Below are 14,409 nucleotides of genomic sequence, written 5' to 3' on the forward strand. Positions count from 1 at the left end.
CCAAAAGCAAAGAGGACAAGCGATGACATTTCACTTGGTTGAAATGGTCTCACCGGGCGTGTTCGCCCCGGTGCTGGACGAAACCACTCTGCTGCCGATCGAATTCCCGAACGGCCGCGCAGCTGCCAACCGGGCGCAGATCCTGTCGTCCACCACTGGCAAGAAATACCAGCCGCGTCGGATCAAGACCGACACCAACTGGCGGGCGCGCGAGCAGGCTCGGTTCGACGACGGCAGCTATGAGCCGCTGCCGTGGATCAATGAACGCTGGTGGCGCGACAACGTCGACTTCCACCGGGACCACTTCGCTCATGTGTCGACCGACCAACCGGGCAAGATCGCGTTCACGGAGTCGGAGCAGCGTGGTGCAACCGACACGCAGACGCGGATGAAGGCCGGCAAATATCTGACCCGATTCTTTGCCGGCATTCTCACCAAAGAACAGATCGCCAAAATCGCCAGCGAGTTTGCGGCGCGCTACGAGGAGAATGTCCTGCTGTTCGCCGAGACCGCTGACGAGATCGAGGAGGTGTACCGCAACGGTCCCCATTCCTGCATGTCGAACGAGGACTATCGGCGCACCCAGGGCTGGGGACGTGGTGGCAGTTTCAGCAGCCCGTTCCATCCAGTGCGGGTATATGCGGCCGGCGATCTCAAGGTCGCCTACATCCAGCATGACGGCCACGTCACCGGGCGGACACTGGTCTTTCCGAAGAACAAGACCCACAGCCGCGTGTACGGGGACTATTACCGGATGCGCGAACTGCTGGCCGCCCAAGGCTACGAGTTCGGCGACCCGATCGGCGCCAGACTCGTTCGGCATTTCGACGAGTCCATGAACACCATGGTGTTGCCGTACCTCGACAAGGGGACGGAGTCCGGCATGGGTTCGCTCGCGGCCGTCGATCGCGGAAGCCATCTTGAGATCATTTACGATGATGGCTCGCAGCCGAAGATGTTCAGAGGCTGCAACCTCAATGGCTACGGCTCGCCGGTCGAGTATAGCGTCGCCTTCGACGAGGAGGAGGACGATGATGGCTACCAGTGCGACCGCTGTGGCGACTGGTTCGACGACGACGACGATCTTCGCTCCGTCATAAACGAAGGCCGATGGTGCGAGCATTGCCGCGATAACTACGGCTTCTATTGCGAGGGTTATGGCCGCTGGCACAGCAATGACCGCGAAATCAGCTACACCCTGAGCAATGGCCAGGTCGTGTCGGAGCGGTACTTCGACAGCCACTGCTTCACCTGCGACTTCGACAGCGAGCACTACTACAACGAGGACGCTGTCGAGATGGCCAATGGCGAGAGATGGTACATCGCCAACTTCCGCGAGAATGGCTTCACCTGCGACATGACCGGCCGACGCTACCCGAACGAGGAACGGGTGGATATGGCCAATGGCCAGGTGTGGTCGCAGAAATATTTCGACCGCTACGGCTTTGCCTGCACCGAATGCGGGGAGAATTTCCCGCTCAATCACCAACACCCCAACCAAGACGAAACGTGCCGCAGCTGCGGCGCGTCCGCTGAACTCTTGCCTGCAACCGCGGAAGCTTCCGCTGAACACACTTAAGGAAACATCACCATGACATTCGAAGGCACCAAGACCGAAGCCGACCTTAAGACGCTGTGCGAAATGCTCACTTACGCAAGGCCTGCGGGCTCGCGCAGCGAGAAAAAGTTCATCAACCGCTTCATCCGCCCTTTGGGGGCGAAGGCGGATGCTTACGGCAACTACATCCTCAAGATCGGCGACGGCCCGGTCTGCTTTTCCAGCCACACCGACACCGTGCATAAGAGTGGCGGCAAGCAGCGCGTCACCATCACCACCGACTACATGATGAAGCTGCCGATGCTGTCGCAGTCGAACTGCTTGGGCGCCGATGACACCTCCGGTGTCTGGCTGATGTGCGAGCTGATCCGGGCCAAGGTGCCCGGACTCTACATCTTCCACCGCGAGGAGGAGGTTGGCGGCACCGGTTCGAGCTACATCGCCAAGCGCACCCCGGAACTGTTCGAGCAGATCAAGTGCGTGATCGCGCTCGACCGCAAGGGCCGGCACGATGTCATCACCCATCAGGGCGGCGCCAGATGCTGCTCGGGCGCGTTCGCGGACTCGCTGATTTCGGGCCTCGGGATCGAGCACCTGGCCAAGAGTGACGGCGGCACCTTCACCGACAGCGCCAACTACACCGGCATCGTCGGCGAATGCACCAATCTGTGCGTCGGCTATTACGACCAACACTCGTCAAAGGAAACGCTGGACGCCGAGTTCATGGCCGAGATGCGCGATGCCTTGATCAGGCTCGACCAGAGCAAGCTGGTGTTCGAGCGCAAGGCGGGCGATGTCGATCCGGACGACTGGTCGTGGATGGACGATGGCCTGTATGGCTCGTCCTACTACCGCGGCGGCTATAAGAGCTATTCCTATAATAAAGGCACCGCGGTCACCAAGTTGGACAAGGGTGGATGGTCCGCACTCCATGACGACGACGATGTGGACGATATCTGGGACGCGGGTCACCGCATCCCGGACATGGAGACCATCGTCGAGCGCAACGCCGATGCCGTCACCGACATCCTGCGCGATTGTGGCTATGACGAGAACAGCCTGATGCGGGAAATCTACGACCGCCTCGGCACCCTGAACATCTAAGACGAAACCAATCGGCCACGGGGTTGCCGCCCCGTGGCCATGACTGGGTAACCAGCCATTGTCACCGCGACCTTGGTCGCAAAGAGGAAGGACGAAGACTCACGGTGACCAGCAACATTTACCAGCGGAACCCGGTTCCTACCAGACCCACTGACCGCGAGATCGAGTTGTTGCTCGGCGGCCTGGAGATGGTCCGGCTCGCCGACCAGGCACCGGGCTTGTGGCCTGACGATCTCGTCGTCCGCATGCGCCTCGCCCACCAGCATGATTGCGACTGGCTCATTCTCGATCGTGATGTCCCGCCGATCGAGGCGCTGCCGCAGTACGACTGGTGAAGCTATCAACCGAGAAAGGAAAGAACCATGCCAACCCTTGCCATCGTCCTCATAATCCTCGCCGAGGCGCTGCCGGTGCCTCGGTCCACCACCAGTTCGAGCTGCCCGACCGGCTATCACGCCTCCGGCGGCTGCTGCACGCCGACGAGTTCAAAGTCGCGGCCGGCGGTGCCGCGATCCGGGTCCTGCCCATCTGGCTGGACCGCATCGGGCAACTTCTGCGTCAAGAATTGACGATCTGAAACGCAGCGCAGCGTCGCCTCCGGGCGGCGTCACGGTGCGCTTCTGCACTCGAGTCCCAGATCGTACAGTGCTCCGCCGATGAAGCGCGCGCATTGTGCGATGAAGTCTCGGACGAGACCTTGATGGAGGCCATCGACACCGCTCAGGGCTCGGTGTTCAGCGGCGAGGCAAAGGCGGCCTACGTCGTCCTCAAGATCGTCGGAGCGTAACGCAGATGGGCGGTCTTGCCGGGCCGCCCATTCACGGTGCGCTTCGCACCCCACCCATGCCAGGTGGCAACTCAAAGAGGAACCAACACATGCAAACATTCAACATCGCCGGCGTGACGCTCAACCACGTCAGGGAGAGCAACATCTATTGCCGTACTTCCATCGAGTGGCGCAGGACAGGCCGGGAAATCGGCCTGCGCAACGGTCAGGCCGCAGCGAGGCGGTTCGCCAAGGAAAACGGCCACGCCATCATCCGCTGGAACGACGGCCACGCCACGCTCTACATCCACGATGACGACCGATTGAGAAAGATCAGGTTCACGGCCTGAACCAAGCCCCTGACGATCGTGCGGGGGCGGCTTGCCCCCGCCCCTCGACGGGATCATTTCGAAGGCGGGGTCTCCCGTCGATAGGAAAAGCGAATGATCTACACGATTGGCTATCACGCGCTCACCCCGGCCCGGCTGCAACTGATCGCATCCAGACTGGGAGCGCGCGTAATCGATGTGCGTGGCGGGACGATGCGCGCGAAAAGCGGGTTCGGCCGTCGTCAACTCGAAGCCCTCCTTGGCGAGGCTTACGAGTGGCGCGGCGACCGGCTCGGCAATCGCGGCACCAATCGCGTCACGCGCGAGGGGATTGCGGAGCTTAAGCAGGAGGATCAAACCAAGACCCTGCTGCTGCTGTGCGTCTGCGAATCGCCAGAAGGCTGTCACCGCCACATGCAGATCACCGGCCCACATTTCCCGGCCGCCCTGCACATCTGGCGCGACGAGGTCTTCACCTCGGCCGCCCTCCAAGCCGCCATCGATGAAGGCGAGGAGGCCGAGTATGAGACGGTGGGTTGCCTGCACGACTTCCTGTAAGCCCACCCTGGGCGCCCGCTACGGCGGGCGCCTGTGTGGTTATTTCCTCCCAGACCCTGAGTAGCCAAGAGTCAGCGGAAGGCCACTCCCTGAACCCGCAAGGCCGGGCAATTGGCCATTAAATCAGGCTATTTCGGAACCTGTTCCAGCCCTTGCTACCCTGCAGGGTATCTTAAAATTCTAAAAAAGTTATCTTGCCGGGCGGAAATATCCCGCCTAGCATCCACACGGGGTTGCCGCCCCAAAACCCGCGCCAATGGCGCAAAGAGGAAGGACGAAGCAATGAATGCACCTTGGAAGCCGAACGTGTTCGCCGGCGAAAGCCGCATGGACCTGTCCCGCCAGTGGATGGCGAGACCCGCCGACGAGCGATACCTGAACCTCTCGGACCTGCTCAAATCGGTCAAAGGCCGCTTTGAATCGTCGAGCGAGGAACGCCTGGCCCCGAAAGCCATCGGCATCATCGCCAACGAGGACCCGGCCGACCGCCACTCGCTCGGCGTCGTGCTGCACGACGACCTCGAACTCGCCCTGTCGAACTGGACGTTCGCCCAGATCGCCAACCTCGCCGCCGCGCCCGGCGCCTATCTCAAGACGCTGCCGGCGCAGCTGGTCGCCGACAACCTGAACTGGGGCCTGCGCTACAACCGCAAGGTCGATGGCATCAAGACCTACGCCACACCGCACGAATTGCGCGCAGTGACCGGCCCGGATTACGGCCGCATCCCAGATTTGGAGGTGGTGCAAGCGGTGATGCAGGTGGCCGGTGACGGCACCGGCGAACAGCGCTGGAAGATTCCCGGCACGCTGGACTGGCGCACCGGCATCTACGATCCGCGGGCACGTGTGACGATCGATTCCACCACGCTCTATGCCTCGGACCGCGACGTGTTCATCTTTCTGGTCGACGACCTCAACCCGATCGTGATCGGCAAGACCAAAAACGGCCACGACGACATCGTGTTTCGCGGCTTCTACGTCCAGAACTCGGAGGTCGGCGCGCGGGCGTGCAAGATTTGCACGTTCTATCTTCGCGCCGTCTGCTGCAACCGCATCATGTGGGGCGTCGAGGGTTTCGAGGAGTTCGTCATCCGCCACACCAAGATGGCGCCCGACCGCTTCCTTCAGACCGCCCTGCCCGCGCTTCGCTCGTTTGCCGACGGCTCGGTGCAGAAGCTCAAGGATGGCGTCGAGAAGGCCAAGGCGGCGAAGCTCGCCTCGGACGATGACGATATGAAAGCCTTCCTCAAAGAGCGCAGGTTCTCGATCAAGAAGGCCGAAGCAGTGATGGAGGCTGTCGAGCGCGAGGAAGGCCGCAAGGCCCGCACCGCCTGGGATCTCGCTCAGGGCATCACAGCCGTTGCCCGCAACGAGGCCAACACCGACGACCGACTAGAGCTTGAGCTTGAGGCCAAGCGCATCCTCGACAAGGTGGCTTGACATGGTGGCGTCCTTCAAAGTCTCCCTCGCCGATCATGACCTGATCGTCGAGATCGCCAAACGCGCGAGGCGTGAACTCGAACCCGAGCTGACGATGATGCCGCTCGTGATGGACATCACCGCGGCGCACGCCAACGGCTGTCCGCTCCTCCTACGCGATCTGCTGGATGCCGATTTGTCGAACTTCGCTCATGACATCTACGGCATTCGACGGCACATCGACCGCGACACCGGCAAGCTGACGGGGTGCTTCATGCCGCGTTTCGCTGACACCAGCACATGACAACGAAATCCCCGGCCTTAGTGCCGGGGATTTTTCTTGCGCCGCTTGATGCGCTTCGAGCGCCGTGTCGGATACGGGATCGCGGCGAGCCGGATGCCGCCAGCGGTCACCACCTCGTCGGGGATCGTATCGCCATAGACAGCGTCAGGAGCCCGCCAGCTCGGCGAGGACGCAATGGGCGACGCTGCATCGGGATGGCGTGGAGTAAGCCCAATCTGTGCCAAACGGTCAAGGTCCGCCGGCACTAACAAAACGTCGTTGTTAGTGAGATAGCCGACCAGCGCCCGAATTCCCTGCTCCAAACGCCGGTATCCCGTTCGATTCGAGATGCCGCCACGCTTCCAGTATTTTTGCGCCGCGCGCCCATCCACACGGGCGAAACAGAACAACCAAAGCGCCGATGACAGCTTCGGGTCAAGGATCAAAGACCAGTTCAGGCATTCGTCGTGTCGCGAGATCGCCCATCCCGTCGGCGGGGTGCGCAGCTTGAAGCCGGCCCATGCCGCCTTGTCGCGGGTGCCCTCCTGCGAGTTCGCATCGAAATCGCTGTCGTGCAAAATCTCGAGCTTCGCCGAGCGCGGTGGCTTCGGGCCATGCACCCGCGGCAAGCGGCGGTCAGTATCGGCCGCCTCCAGAAACCGCATCAGGACATGCTCGGCGGTCCACACCTCAGCGAGCCTGCCACACCCAGGGGTCGGAGACGCCAATCCATTGCTTCTCTTTGAGGTGTCGGGCTGCATTAATGAAGGCCTTGTTTTTTGCATGTTCGTCCTCCGTCATCGTCAGGCCCAACCGGAAGCAGGCCTCGCGCCATTGCCGCCAACCCACCGCCTTGCAGCCGCGCGGCACGCTGGTGGTTGGAGCGTCCTTGCCGTAGTCGAGGACGCACTGCGTCAGAATATCGTAGGCGATCTTCGCCGGGCCGCGGATCGTCGGCTTGTCCCGGTGCGTGTAGCTGTCGCTCTCGCCCTCGATCGCAACACACGAGGTCGCGTCCTCGCCCCACTGATTTTTTCCGATCACCAGCCGCTTGAGACGGAAATGGATCTTGGCCGAGTCCTCCTCGTCCTTCTGCTTGGAGACCTTGGCGGTGATCAGCCGGCTGCCATCCTTTGACAGTTCGATCATGGTGTCGGCCGCCGCAGGCACGCCGGTATGGCCGCGCGGCCCCCGCGTCTGATCCTTGCCGGAATGGTGACAGAACATCGCCGTCACCGAGCCGACCGAGCGCCTGATCCGATCGACGTTGTCGACCAGCGCCCCCATGTGCTCGTGGCTGTTCTCGTTGCCGCGCGGCATGCAGCGCGCCAGCGTGTCGAAGGTGATCTTGCGCAACGGGGTGCCCATCATCTCCATCCGCGCATTGACGCGCTTGATGGTCTCAATGAAGTGCTTGACCTCGTCCTCGTCCAGGAGATTGACGCGCTCGGTCATCAGCACAAACGGGATGTTGCCGGGATCACCATAGTGATCGCTCCAGGCCTTCAGCCGCTTGCGCAGTCCCGCCCGGCCCTCGGCCGCGACGTAAACCACCCCGCCCTTCGAGACCCGATGGCCGCGCCAGTCCTCGCCAATCGCGATCCTGATGTCCATGTCGAGCGAAACAAAGGTCTTGGCCACCCCATGCGGCCCATGCAGGATCACCAGCGCATCCTCCGGCATGATCCGGTCGATCAGCCACTTCTGCGGCGGCAGGTCCTTGACTGCTTGCGAAAACCACATCGCCCCAAACGGCGGCGGGCTCACCATCGCCGAGGTTTCCTTGGCGAAGGCCGCGAACGAGGTGACGTTAGGCAGTGCGTTCATCGTCCTGCTGCTTTTCGGAAATCAGGCCGTCGATGATCGCGCCGACGATGGTCTGTGGCTCGCCGCGGCCGTCACGTGTGACGGCATGTGAAATCGTCTCAAGCGGAACGCCGTGCTGGATCGCAAGGCTCGCCAGGATCGCGCCGTCGCGCGCAATCGCCTCGACCTGCGCCCCGGATTTGGCGCCGTTGATGAACAGCTCGCCGATAGTGACGAGGTCATCGTAAAAACCCATGGTGACGGTGTAGTCCAGGTTCTGGAAGCGGAATGAAAAGGTCTCCGAGGCGCGGCGGTTCGGCAACGGTTTTCTCATGGCCTCACCAGCATGTCGTTGAAGTCGACGCCGGCATCGGCCATCGAAACGAACACATCGACTCCCTGATGCTTGAAGCGGTTGCCGCCGGCGACCAGGCACTGGCGCGTCGCCCATTCGTCGCTGTCGCCATCGCCCAGCAAGGCAACGCTGTGAACCGTCTTGGGCAGCACGATTCCAGGCTGGTTCAGGTCTGGGATTCCGTTCGGGATGGTCTTGGCCGGATTGCGCGGATGACGGATGCGCCCGGTGCAGCGGCCCGAAATGTTCGACACCGACACTCCGGCCGCCAGCGAGGTCGCCTCCGCGTCCCAGCCGATCGCCTCGCCGCCGCCGAGCAGATACCACGAGAACGTGGTCTCGATACCCTCCCCCATTCCCAGATGGACCGAAGCGCGCGTCAGCCAGATCAGGCCACCGCGCATGTCCCCGGTGATTTTCTTGGCCTTGTTGCGCTTGGCGTCGCCGGGAGGGGCGAGCTTGACGCCGGCAGGATCGAGATAGGTACGATGGACCCCGATGACGGCGCCGCGCTCGTCGCGGATCTTGCCGAGCATCGCCGGATACTCGCCGAGCAGCTTGATCTCCTCGGCCTGCGCATCGGCAAACCCGTAATAGCCGAGCCTGGGCGCAAATTTCAGGTCAAGGCCGAAGCCGCCACCAAGCACGATACCGCGGTTCGCCAGATACTGCTCGACCAGGGTCTCGCGCCAGTCCTGCGCGTCCGCCACCAGTTGCTGGACCCTGGACGCCTTGCGCTTGGCTTCCTCCGCATCCTCCTTCTCGATCTCGACCTGACGCTCCTCAATCTTCCTGCGCTCCTCTGGCGTAGCTGGACGGACGCCGCCAAGTTCCTCGACCGCCTCGACGAACGAGAGCCCGCGCATGTGCTGCAGGATATCGAAATGGTCGCCCCACTCGCCGCAGGCGAAGCACTCATAACGGCCCTTGCGATCATCGACCTTGCAGCTGGGCGTCTTTTCGATGTGAAACGGGCACAGACACATCTTGCCCTTCACCTTGATCCCAAGCTTCTCGAACACATCGCTCAATCGCTCGCGCGCCTTGGCGTTCTCGATGTCGATCCGGTCGAATTGGTCGCGTGTCATGAGATTCCCGCCGCACGTTCGATGGCCTGCCGCTTGATCCACCGCCACAGCCGGCACGCGGCTTCGCCGTCACTGTGCCGGTGGTAGCGACGCCAGACCCTGGCCCGGCGCCCGTAGACGCGACGCGCCTTCTTGTCGACCAGCGGCCAGTGCTTGCCGCACAACCATTCATCGAACGGTCGATCGGTGGTGCGCTTGCAGTACGGCACGCAGCAGGTAAGGCGCACATCAAACCCCCTTGCCCAACATCAAGGTCAGCCGCTCGACCAGCAACATGGTGATCGCGAACCATCGCTTGCAGTTGTGGAAGCGGGCGCGCTCGCGAATCTCGTCAAAATCGATCTTGGACAGCGCCGACACGAATCCACTCCGATCGTCCTCCGTCACCCATCGGGGGAAGGCGCGAACGATCTCGCAGGTCGCTTTGATGTTGTCGCCGCGAAGCTCGCCCGCCTTGCCGGTCGCGACAAGGCTCTGCAGCCCGACGGTCACCAGCCTCGTGCCGTACAGCGCATGAACCCGCTTGATCGTGGTTATTGAAAACGTCTCGTTGGGCGCGAGCCGTTCCTTCGGGTACGGCAACAGACGGATGCCGATCTCGGCCAGCATCCGGCGGACTTCGGTATCATTGTCGCCTGCGGCGGCCTTGATCTTGCGGTAATGCCGCATCTTCAGGCTCCGGCGTACTTGATGACGGGACGCATGCCCGGCGACTTCCAATCCCAGACGAACCACGCATGGTTCTCGGCCGGCGACATATCCTTCTCACCCAGACCGTCGCAGCGCGGGCACTCCTGCACGCCATCGATGCCCTCGATGCCGGTCGCACCGATGATCTTGCCGGTGCCGTTGCACTTCTTGCAGATCGCCGGCCCATCGAACCACTTGATGCGATAGAGCAACGTAACCTTGAGCGCATAGGCAGGATGATCGCCAAACAGATGCGAGCGCGTCACTGCGCTGTCGAAGTCGACCGGCAGCAGCATCGCCACCTTGCCACGCCATGGCTTCGTCAGTTGAAGCGCCCGCTCGATGAACTTCACGGCGAGCGCACCGCGCTGCCCGTAGGGCGGATTGGTGATGATGTCGCAGGTGATGCCCCATGGGAACGGATCGGCGAGAAAATCGCAGGTCTTGGCCTGCGGCACGCCGACGGGATGAATGTCCGCGCCGAACGCCTCGTGGCCGCGCTCGCAGAACACCCTGAGCATCGCGCCATCGCCGCAGCAGGGATCGCACAGCCTTGGACCGAACTGAACCATGTTCATCACGGTGTAGGTTGGCTTGGGCGGGGTCCGGTAGAATTCACGATCTTGACGGAGGTGATTGGCGCCGCGCTGGACCATCAGGCGATCTCCGCCAGTGCCGCGCGCAAGAGCGGGGTGTTCTCGTAGATCATGCGGGTATTGAACTTGCCACTTGAAAGCCCGATCGCCCGCTCATCGATCGCCTTTTGCAGCAGTTCGGCCACGGAAGCGGCCTTGGCGACATGCCTGCGATGGAAGGCGTAGTGCTCACGCTGCAATTCGTCATCGATGAACTCGGCATTGCGCTTGCGATCGCGCAGCGCAAGGTCGTTCTTCGCCGCGCCAATGATGCTGGAGGGTTTCAGGACCGAAAGCTTGGTGCCCATCTCGTGCAACATCTGCCGCTCGGCCGCGGTGCCGATGCTCATGCTGCAAATCCTGGAAGCTTGTGGTCGCTCGAAACGTAGGCCGGATCGAGCCGCATGCGCAGGTAATCAAGAATGCAGAGCGCATCCGCCTGATCGTCGGTGGTCTTGCCCCACCCCCGCGCTGCAACCTCGTCGATCGCGCGCCGCTTGAGCCACGCCCGGCGAACTGCGGTCTTTTTGGATTTCGATAGGCCCTGCCCGATATGCTTGGGCGCCTGCGTCAACCCCAATATCTTGGAACGCCAGCGCGCCGGCTCGATCTCGATCACCCGCGCCTGCCGCTTGAAGATGGTCACAAAGATTATTGCCCTGACCCCGAGCAGGATCTGACGCGACTGGATCGACATGCCCGCCGGCAGCAGCGGCGCCTCGACGCCGACGATGTCGCCCGGCTGGACGAAATCGCCGATCAGCGTCTCGGCCCGCGAGTAGATCGCGGGCTCGCTGTCAGCGTTGAGGTTGAATACGCCCGACCGCGGTCCGGTGGCTTCCCACACGGCCCATCCAGTGAAGCGAGAGGGGTCGAGCGCCTTGAACATCAATGCGCGGTCCCGCGGTTCTCTGGTAGCGGCTTGATGCCCTCCTGCAGCATCTGTGCCTGAGTCTCGGCATGCGCGCGTGCCCATTCCTGGCCGAGCGGGTTGTCGAGCGTCCACGGATTCTGCTCGGCGGAATCGCCGCGCCGGGCGGCGACCTGACCGCGCGCCGCGGCCTGTTCCAGCTTGTCATCCTCGGAGGGTTCTTTGACCGGAAACAGCTGCAGGTTCTGGAACACCGGCACCCGCAGGTACTTCGCGTACAGGATGATCGAATTGCCGAAACCGATAAGCTCGGCTTCGGTGTAGCCCGACAGATGCTTGCGCACGAAATCGAAAGCTTTCAGGTCAATCCCGCCCTCTTCCTTGGTACGCTTGCGCGCGGTGCGCACCAAGGCGACGGCCTGATCCTTCTGCCGCTCGGCGCTTTCGACCTCACGGAGAAGTTCGAAGAACCTGCCTTCGCTCAGGTCCGGTGTAGCGGCTGGCTGCTGATCGGACGATGGTTGACTGTTTTTCTTTCGCGCCATGATTTACCTCGTCGATGTTGAGCGTCGTCCTCGCCTCCTGAACCAGAGCGCGAGCCGATGCAGTGTGATCCTCAGCCAGAGCAAGCAATTCCTCCGTGTATTTGATCTCCGCCTCGAGCTTCTTCAGCTGGCTGATGCACGCCGCCCGATAGAACTCGACCATCACGAGCCACGGCTTACGGAGAATTTCCTTCCTGGGCCGGTAGCGCAGATTCCAAAGGAAGCTGTAGGACGGCCCGCCGCGCTCCTCGATGCGACGCATCGTTTTCTGCGTCTGGTTGGGACCAGTGCTTTCCATCCTCAACAGCTTGTCGGCGATCGCCTGAGCCTCTTCGACATCGATATGCAACAGGGGTTTGCGGACACTCATGTACTTTCCCGTCTATAGGTTATTTGCCGCCAAACGCGACAAAGGCCGCACGTCCGGGATTAGACTGCGGCCTCGGTACGACCGAGTTGGTCGTTGAGCTTCTGAAGGTGTTGGGTTTCAATGTTACGCAACGCAGCAAACAGCCGGTCAACGCTCTCCATTGACATCGATCGCTCGCGGTTCACGAGCGTCTTGTGGATGGATTTGTCGTTCATCGCCTTGGCGCAAATGGTGCCCGGCGACTGGCCAACGAGATTGGCCACGCGCTCGATCTCGGCAATTACCTGCAGCCGTAACTGGTCGCCCGGCTTCTCGACGCGAGGAGACGTAGCTGGGTCCAGCTTCGGCTGGCCGATTGTTTGGGGATTTCGCTTGTTCGCCATGAGGCGGATCGATGCACATTTCCATCCCCCTAGTCAAGCGGAAAGGCGGATATTTCCGCCTCGTTTGACGGGGAACCATGGGGTAAAATACCCCCAACCAACCCGCAACCGGCTGAGGCTCAATCTGAAATGATCACTAATGATTTGCTGAAGGAGCGTCTTAAGGAGGCGATCGAGAAAAAGCAGACCAACCCCACCGAATTGGCGGTCCAGATCGGCCGCGATCGTACCTACTTCCGCGATTTTCTCAAAGGCAAGAAGCGCAGCGTCGGCAACGACGCGCTGGCACAGGCCGCTGAAATTCTCGAGGTTAGCCTGGAATGGCTGAATGGTCGCTCGGGCACCTCCTTCGCCGTGCCGCGGGCAATGCCGCACGCCTCCGATCTGCAGGTCCGGAATTTTACCAAGATGATTCCGCTCTACGGACAGGCGGTACCTGACATCGACGGCAGCTTTTCGTTCACCGAGATCGCCAATGTCCCTTGTCCGCCAAAGCTTACCACGGTGGTTGACCCCTATGCCGTGATGGTCTCGGGAGACGTCATGGAGCCGAGGCTTCACCCTTCCAACGTTGTCTACGTCGATCCGTCCCGGTCGCCCCGTCGTGGGGACGACGTTGTGCTCAAGATCCAAAATAGGCAGGACATCGTCACCGGCTACATCCGAGAATACGTTTCCCTCACCGAATCAGGCGCTGTAGTTCAGCAACTGAACCCGCCGAAGAAAACCACCTTCAAGCGATCCGAGATCATCAGCATTCATCCGGTCTATTTGATCGAAAAATGATCCTTGGAGCGCGCCCATGGCGCGCGTCTCAGTCCCCAAACGGCCACTGGTCGAAGTCCATATAGTCGCAGGCGTGATGCCTCGTTTTCGGGATTGAAGGTTCCTTTATCCACTCTGGCGTTTCGTCTCCTTCCTCTTCTCCTTCAATAGGGCCGGGCGGCGAAGCCGCCGGCCCCTTAGAATCCCTTATGACCGGCTGTGGTGACCGGGTATACCCGGCTGCCATAGCCGGATTAGACCGGTCACCGTGACCGGGTATTACCCGGCTGTGGCGACCGGGTACTGACCGGCTGTCGCAGCCGGGTAACTCGTCATCTTCGAGGAAGGATACCCGGCTATCGCGGCCGGTGTCCGGTGGCAGCGATGGATAGATGTTCCGCTGCCGCCTCTGGCGCTTTCGAACGATGAACCCGGCTCGCTCCATGTCCGCGAGCCCGCGTTCCACCGCCCTCGCGTCGAGGTGGCAATAGTCAGCCAGGTATTCGTTTCCGGCATTGGCGTAGCCGTAGCGGGCGATCAGGTCTTTCAGGGCGATGACCAGCTTGAGCACACGCGCGTGGGTCCCGAAGGCGCCCATCACCAGATGCGCCCATTCCCGGCTGACGTTGTGGCTGTCAGGGCCGGTACAGTCCAGGATCACCGCAGGACCATCACCACATGTTGCGCTCTTCCCGTTGGGCCTATACAACATCGATCACTCCTTACGGCGTGGGCGCAGCTGGCTGGCAAACCCGAACCGCTTACCCGGATCATAATCCCCTCGAAGCCTGGAACCGCTTCGGGGGGTTTTCTTTTTCGACGTCTCGTCCTGTGGGTGGATTTCGTCAAGAGGATTTTCCATCCCCTTTTCCACTTTTCTGCTT

The 14,409-nt window shown here is 61.7% G+C and carries 22 protein-coding genes; 9 read left to right on the forward strand and 13 right to left on the reverse strand.

Features of this window, described 5'->3' with window-relative positions; genetic code table 11:
• Positions 1-22 precede the first annotated feature (22 nt).
• The 8 genes from AC5ZGW_RS36565 (at position 23) to AC5ZGW_RS36600 (ending at position 6,038) form a co-directional block, all read left to right on the forward strand.
• Positions 23-1,579: a hypothetical protein gene (locus AC5ZGW_RS36565; RefSeq protein ID WP_130226984.1), complete on the forward strand. Its 1,557-nt coding sequence runs from the start codon at positions 23-25 to the stop codon at positions 1,577-1,579.
• Between the two features lie 12 nt (positions 1,580-1,591).
• Positions 1,592-2,662 (forward strand): hypothetical protein, encoded by a 1,071-nt coding sequence (locus AC5ZGW_RS36570; protein WP_130226983.1) that lies wholly within the window; start codon positions 1,592-1,594, stop codon positions 2,660-2,662.
• 104 nt (positions 2,663-2,766) lie between these two features.
• Positions 2,767-2,997: a DUF5983 family protein gene (locus tag AC5ZGW_RS36575; protein ID WP_130226982.1), complete on the forward strand. Its 231-nt coding sequence runs from the start codon at positions 2,767-2,769 to the stop codon at positions 2,995-2,997.
• Between the two features lie 27 nt (positions 2,998-3,024).
• A complete protein-coding gene (locus AC5ZGW_RS36580) occupies positions 3,025-3,231 on the forward strand; it encodes a hypothetical protein (RefSeq protein WP_130226981.1) in 207 nt (68 codons plus the stop codon).
• A 307-nt stretch (positions 3,232-3,538) separates the two neighbouring features.
• Entirely contained in the window at positions 3,539-3,778 is a 240-nt protein-coding gene (locus AC5ZGW_RS36585; RefSeq protein WP_130226980.1) for a hypothetical protein, read from the forward strand.
• 93 nt (positions 3,779-3,871) lie between these two features.
• Complete coding sequence (locus AC5ZGW_RS36590; RefSeq protein ID WP_130226979.1) at positions 3,872-4,315, forward strand: hypothetical protein; 444 nt, start codon at positions 3,872-3,874, stop codon at positions 4,313-4,315.
• Positions 4,316-4,597: 282 nt separating this feature from the next.
• Complete coding sequence (locus AC5ZGW_RS36595) at positions 4,598-5,755, forward strand: DUF932 domain-containing protein (protein ID WP_130226978.1); 1,158 nt, start codon at positions 4,598-4,600, stop codon at positions 5,753-5,755.
• 1 nt (position 5,756) lies between these two features.
• Entirely contained in the window at positions 5,757-6,038 is a 282-nt protein-coding gene (locus AC5ZGW_RS36600; RefSeq protein ID WP_130226977.1) for a DUF6874 family protein, read from the forward strand.
• 17 nt (positions 6,039-6,055) lie between these two features.
• Here the strand turns inward: AC5ZGW_RS36600 and AC5ZGW_RS36605 are convergent, their stop codons facing one another.
• From AC5ZGW_RS36605 to AC5ZGW_RS36660, 12 genes are read right to left on the reverse strand one after another with little or no spacing between them, the layout of a single operon-like run.
• Positions 6,056-6,745 (reverse strand): hypothetical protein, encoded by a 690-nt coding sequence (locus AC5ZGW_RS36605; protein ID WP_496114047.1) that lies wholly within the window; start codon positions 6,743-6,745, stop codon positions 6,056-6,058.
• Positions 6,708-7,844: an AAA family ATPase gene (locus tag AC5ZGW_RS36610; RefSeq protein WP_463327493.1), complete on the reverse strand. Its 1,137-nt coding sequence runs from the start codon at positions 7,842-7,844 to the stop codon at positions 6,708-6,710. Before AC5ZGW_RS36610 ends, AC5ZGW_RS36605 begins: the two co-directional genes overlap by 38 nt.
• Positions 7,828-8,157, reverse strand: coding sequence for a TSCPD domain-containing protein (locus tag AC5ZGW_RS36615; protein ID WP_130226973.1), 330 nt, complete (start codon positions 8,155-8,157; stop codon positions 7,828-7,830). The genes AC5ZGW_RS36610 and AC5ZGW_RS36615 overlap by 17 nt, the downstream gene beginning before the upstream one ends.
• Positions 8,154-9,266 (reverse strand): DUF7146 domain-containing protein, encoded by a 1,113-nt coding sequence (locus AC5ZGW_RS36620; RefSeq protein ID WP_130226972.1) that lies wholly within the window; start codon positions 9,264-9,266, stop codon positions 8,154-8,156. Before AC5ZGW_RS36620 ends, AC5ZGW_RS36615 begins: the two co-directional genes overlap by 4 nt.
• Positions 9,263-9,493 (reverse strand): hypothetical protein, encoded by a 231-nt coding sequence (locus tag AC5ZGW_RS36625; protein ID WP_130226971.1) that lies wholly within the window; start codon positions 9,491-9,493, stop codon positions 9,263-9,265. The genes AC5ZGW_RS36620 and AC5ZGW_RS36625 overlap by 4 nt, the downstream gene beginning before the upstream one ends.
• A gap of 1 nt (position 9,494) precedes the next feature.
• Entirely contained in the window at positions 9,495-9,935 is a 441-nt protein-coding gene (locus AC5ZGW_RS36630) for a hypothetical protein (RefSeq protein WP_130226970.1), read from the reverse strand.
• Positions 9,936-9,937: 2 nt separating this feature from the next.
• Positions 9,938-10,612 carry a DNA methyltransferase family protein gene (locus AC5ZGW_RS36635; protein ID WP_130226969.1) on the reverse strand — a complete coding sequence of 225 codons (675 nt, stop codon included), beginning with the start codon at positions 10,610-10,612 and terminating at the stop codon, positions 9,938-9,940.
• On the reverse strand, positions 10,612-10,941 hold the full coding sequence (locus tag AC5ZGW_RS36640; protein ID WP_130226968.1) for a hypothetical protein: 330 nt from the start codon (positions 10,939-10,941) through the stop codon (positions 10,612-10,614). The genes AC5ZGW_RS36635 and AC5ZGW_RS36640 overlap by 1 nt, the downstream gene beginning before the upstream one ends.
• Complete coding sequence (locus AC5ZGW_RS36645; RefSeq protein ID WP_130226967.1) at positions 10,938-11,480, reverse strand: hypothetical protein; 543 nt, start codon at positions 11,478-11,480, stop codon at positions 10,938-10,940. The genes AC5ZGW_RS36640 and AC5ZGW_RS36645 overlap by 4 nt, the downstream gene beginning before the upstream one ends.
• Positions 11,480-12,007, reverse strand: coding sequence for a hypothetical protein (locus AC5ZGW_RS36650; RefSeq protein WP_207231052.1), 528 nt, complete (start codon positions 12,005-12,007; stop codon positions 11,480-11,482). The genes AC5ZGW_RS36645 and AC5ZGW_RS36650 overlap by 1 nt, the downstream gene beginning before the upstream one ends.
• A complete protein-coding gene (locus AC5ZGW_RS36655; protein ID WP_130226965.1) occupies positions 11,913-12,377 on the reverse strand; it encodes a hypothetical protein in 465 nt (154 codons plus the stop codon). The genes AC5ZGW_RS36650 and AC5ZGW_RS36655 overlap by 95 nt, the downstream gene beginning before the upstream one ends.
• 59 nt (positions 12,378-12,436) lie before the next feature.
• A complete protein-coding gene (locus tag AC5ZGW_RS36660; protein ID WP_130226964.1) occupies positions 12,437-12,760 on the reverse strand; it encodes a hypothetical protein in 324 nt (107 codons plus the stop codon).
• 129 nt (positions 12,761-12,889) lie between these two features.
• On the opposite strand from AC5ZGW_RS36660, the gene AC5ZGW_RS36665 reads away from it, so the two are divergent.
• Complete coding sequence (locus tag AC5ZGW_RS36665) at positions 12,890-13,546, forward strand: LexA family transcriptional regulator (RefSeq protein ID WP_130226963.1); 657 nt, start codon at positions 12,890-12,892, stop codon at positions 13,544-13,546.
• Positions 13,547-13,574: 28 nt separating this feature from the next.
• On the opposite strand, the gene AC5ZGW_RS36670 is transcribed toward AC5ZGW_RS36665, so the two are convergent.
• Complete coding sequence (locus AC5ZGW_RS36670) at positions 13,575-14,237, reverse strand: hypothetical protein (protein ID WP_165435293.1); 663 nt, start codon at positions 14,235-14,237, stop codon at positions 13,575-13,577.
• Between the last annotated feature and the right edge of the window lie 172 nt (positions 14,238-14,409).

Source organism: Bradyrhizobium sp. Crot121, assembly GCF_059512385.1.

Bases quoted from the DNA above. Each gene is read 5' to 3' on its own strand.
- AC5ZGW_RS36565 (WP_130226984.1), top strand. From the start codon at position 23: ATGACATTTCACTTGGTTGAAATGGTCTCACCGGGCGTGTTCGCCCCG.
- AC5ZGW_RS36570 (WP_130226983.1), top strand. From the start codon at position 1,592: ATGACATTCGAAGGCACCAAGACCGAAGCCGACCTTAAGACGCTGTGC.
- AC5ZGW_RS36580 (WP_130226981.1), top strand. From the start codon at position 3,025: ATGCCAACCCTTGCCATCGTCCTCATAATCCTCGCCGAGGCGCTGCCG.
- AC5ZGW_RS36585 (WP_130226980.1), top strand. From the start codon at position 3,539: ATGCAAACATTCAACATCGCCGGCGTGACGCTCAACCACGTCAGGGAG.
- AC5ZGW_RS36590 (WP_130226979.1), top strand. From the start codon at position 3,872: ATGATCTACACGATTGGCTATCACGCGCTCACCCCGGCCCGGCTGCAA.
- AC5ZGW_RS36595 (WP_130226978.1), top strand. From the start codon at position 4,598: ATGAATGCACCTTGGAAGCCGAACGTGTTCGCCGGCGAAAGCCGCATG.
- AC5ZGW_RS36600 (WP_130226977.1), top strand. From the start codon at position 5,757: ATGGTGGCGTCCTTCAAAGTCTCCCTCGCCGATCATGACCTGATCGTC.
- AC5ZGW_RS36610 (WP_463327493.1), bottom strand. From the start codon at position 7,844: ATGAACGCACTGCCTAACGTCACCTCGTTCGCGGCCTTCGCCAAGGAA.
- AC5ZGW_RS36615 (WP_130226973.1), bottom strand. From the start codon at position 8,157: ATGAGAAAACCGTTGCCGAACCGCCGCGCCTCGGAGACCTTTTCATTC.
- AC5ZGW_RS36620 (WP_130226972.1), bottom strand. From the start codon at position 9,266: ATGACACGCGACCAATTCGACCGGATCGACATCGAGAACGCCAAGGCG.
- AC5ZGW_RS36630 (WP_130226970.1), bottom strand. From the start codon at position 9,935: ATGCGGCATTACCGCAAGATCAAGGCCGCCGCAGGCGACAATGATACC.
- AC5ZGW_RS36635 (WP_130226969.1), bottom strand. From the start codon at position 10,612: ATGGTCCAGCGCGGCGCCAATCACCTCCGTCAAGATCGTGAATTCTAC.
- AC5ZGW_RS36640 (WP_130226968.1), bottom strand. From the start codon at position 10,941: ATGAGCATCGGCACCGCGGCCGAGCGGCAGATGTTGCACGAGATGGGC.
- AC5ZGW_RS36645 (WP_130226967.1), bottom strand. From the start codon at position 11,480: ATGTTCAAGGCGCTCGACCCCTCTCGCTTCACTGGATGGGCCGTGTGG.
- AC5ZGW_RS36650 (WP_207231052.1), bottom strand. From the start codon at position 12,007: ATGGCGCGAAAGAAAAACAGTCAACCATCGTCCGATCAGCAGCCAGCC.
- AC5ZGW_RS36655 (WP_130226965.1), bottom strand. From the start codon at position 12,377: ATGAGTGTCCGCAAACCCCTGTTGCATATCGATGTCGAAGAGGCTCAG.
- AC5ZGW_RS36660 (WP_130226964.1), bottom strand. From the start codon at position 12,760: ATGGCGAACAAGCGAAATCCCCAAACAATCGGCCAGCCGAAGCTGGAC.
- AC5ZGW_RS36665 (WP_130226963.1), top strand. From the start codon at position 12,890: ATGATCACTAATGATTTGCTGAAGGAGCGTCTTAAGGAGGCGATCGAG.
- AC5ZGW_RS36670 (WP_165435293.1), bottom strand. From the start codon at position 14,237: ATGTTGTATAGGCCCAACGGGAAGAGCGCAACATGTGGTGATGGTCCT.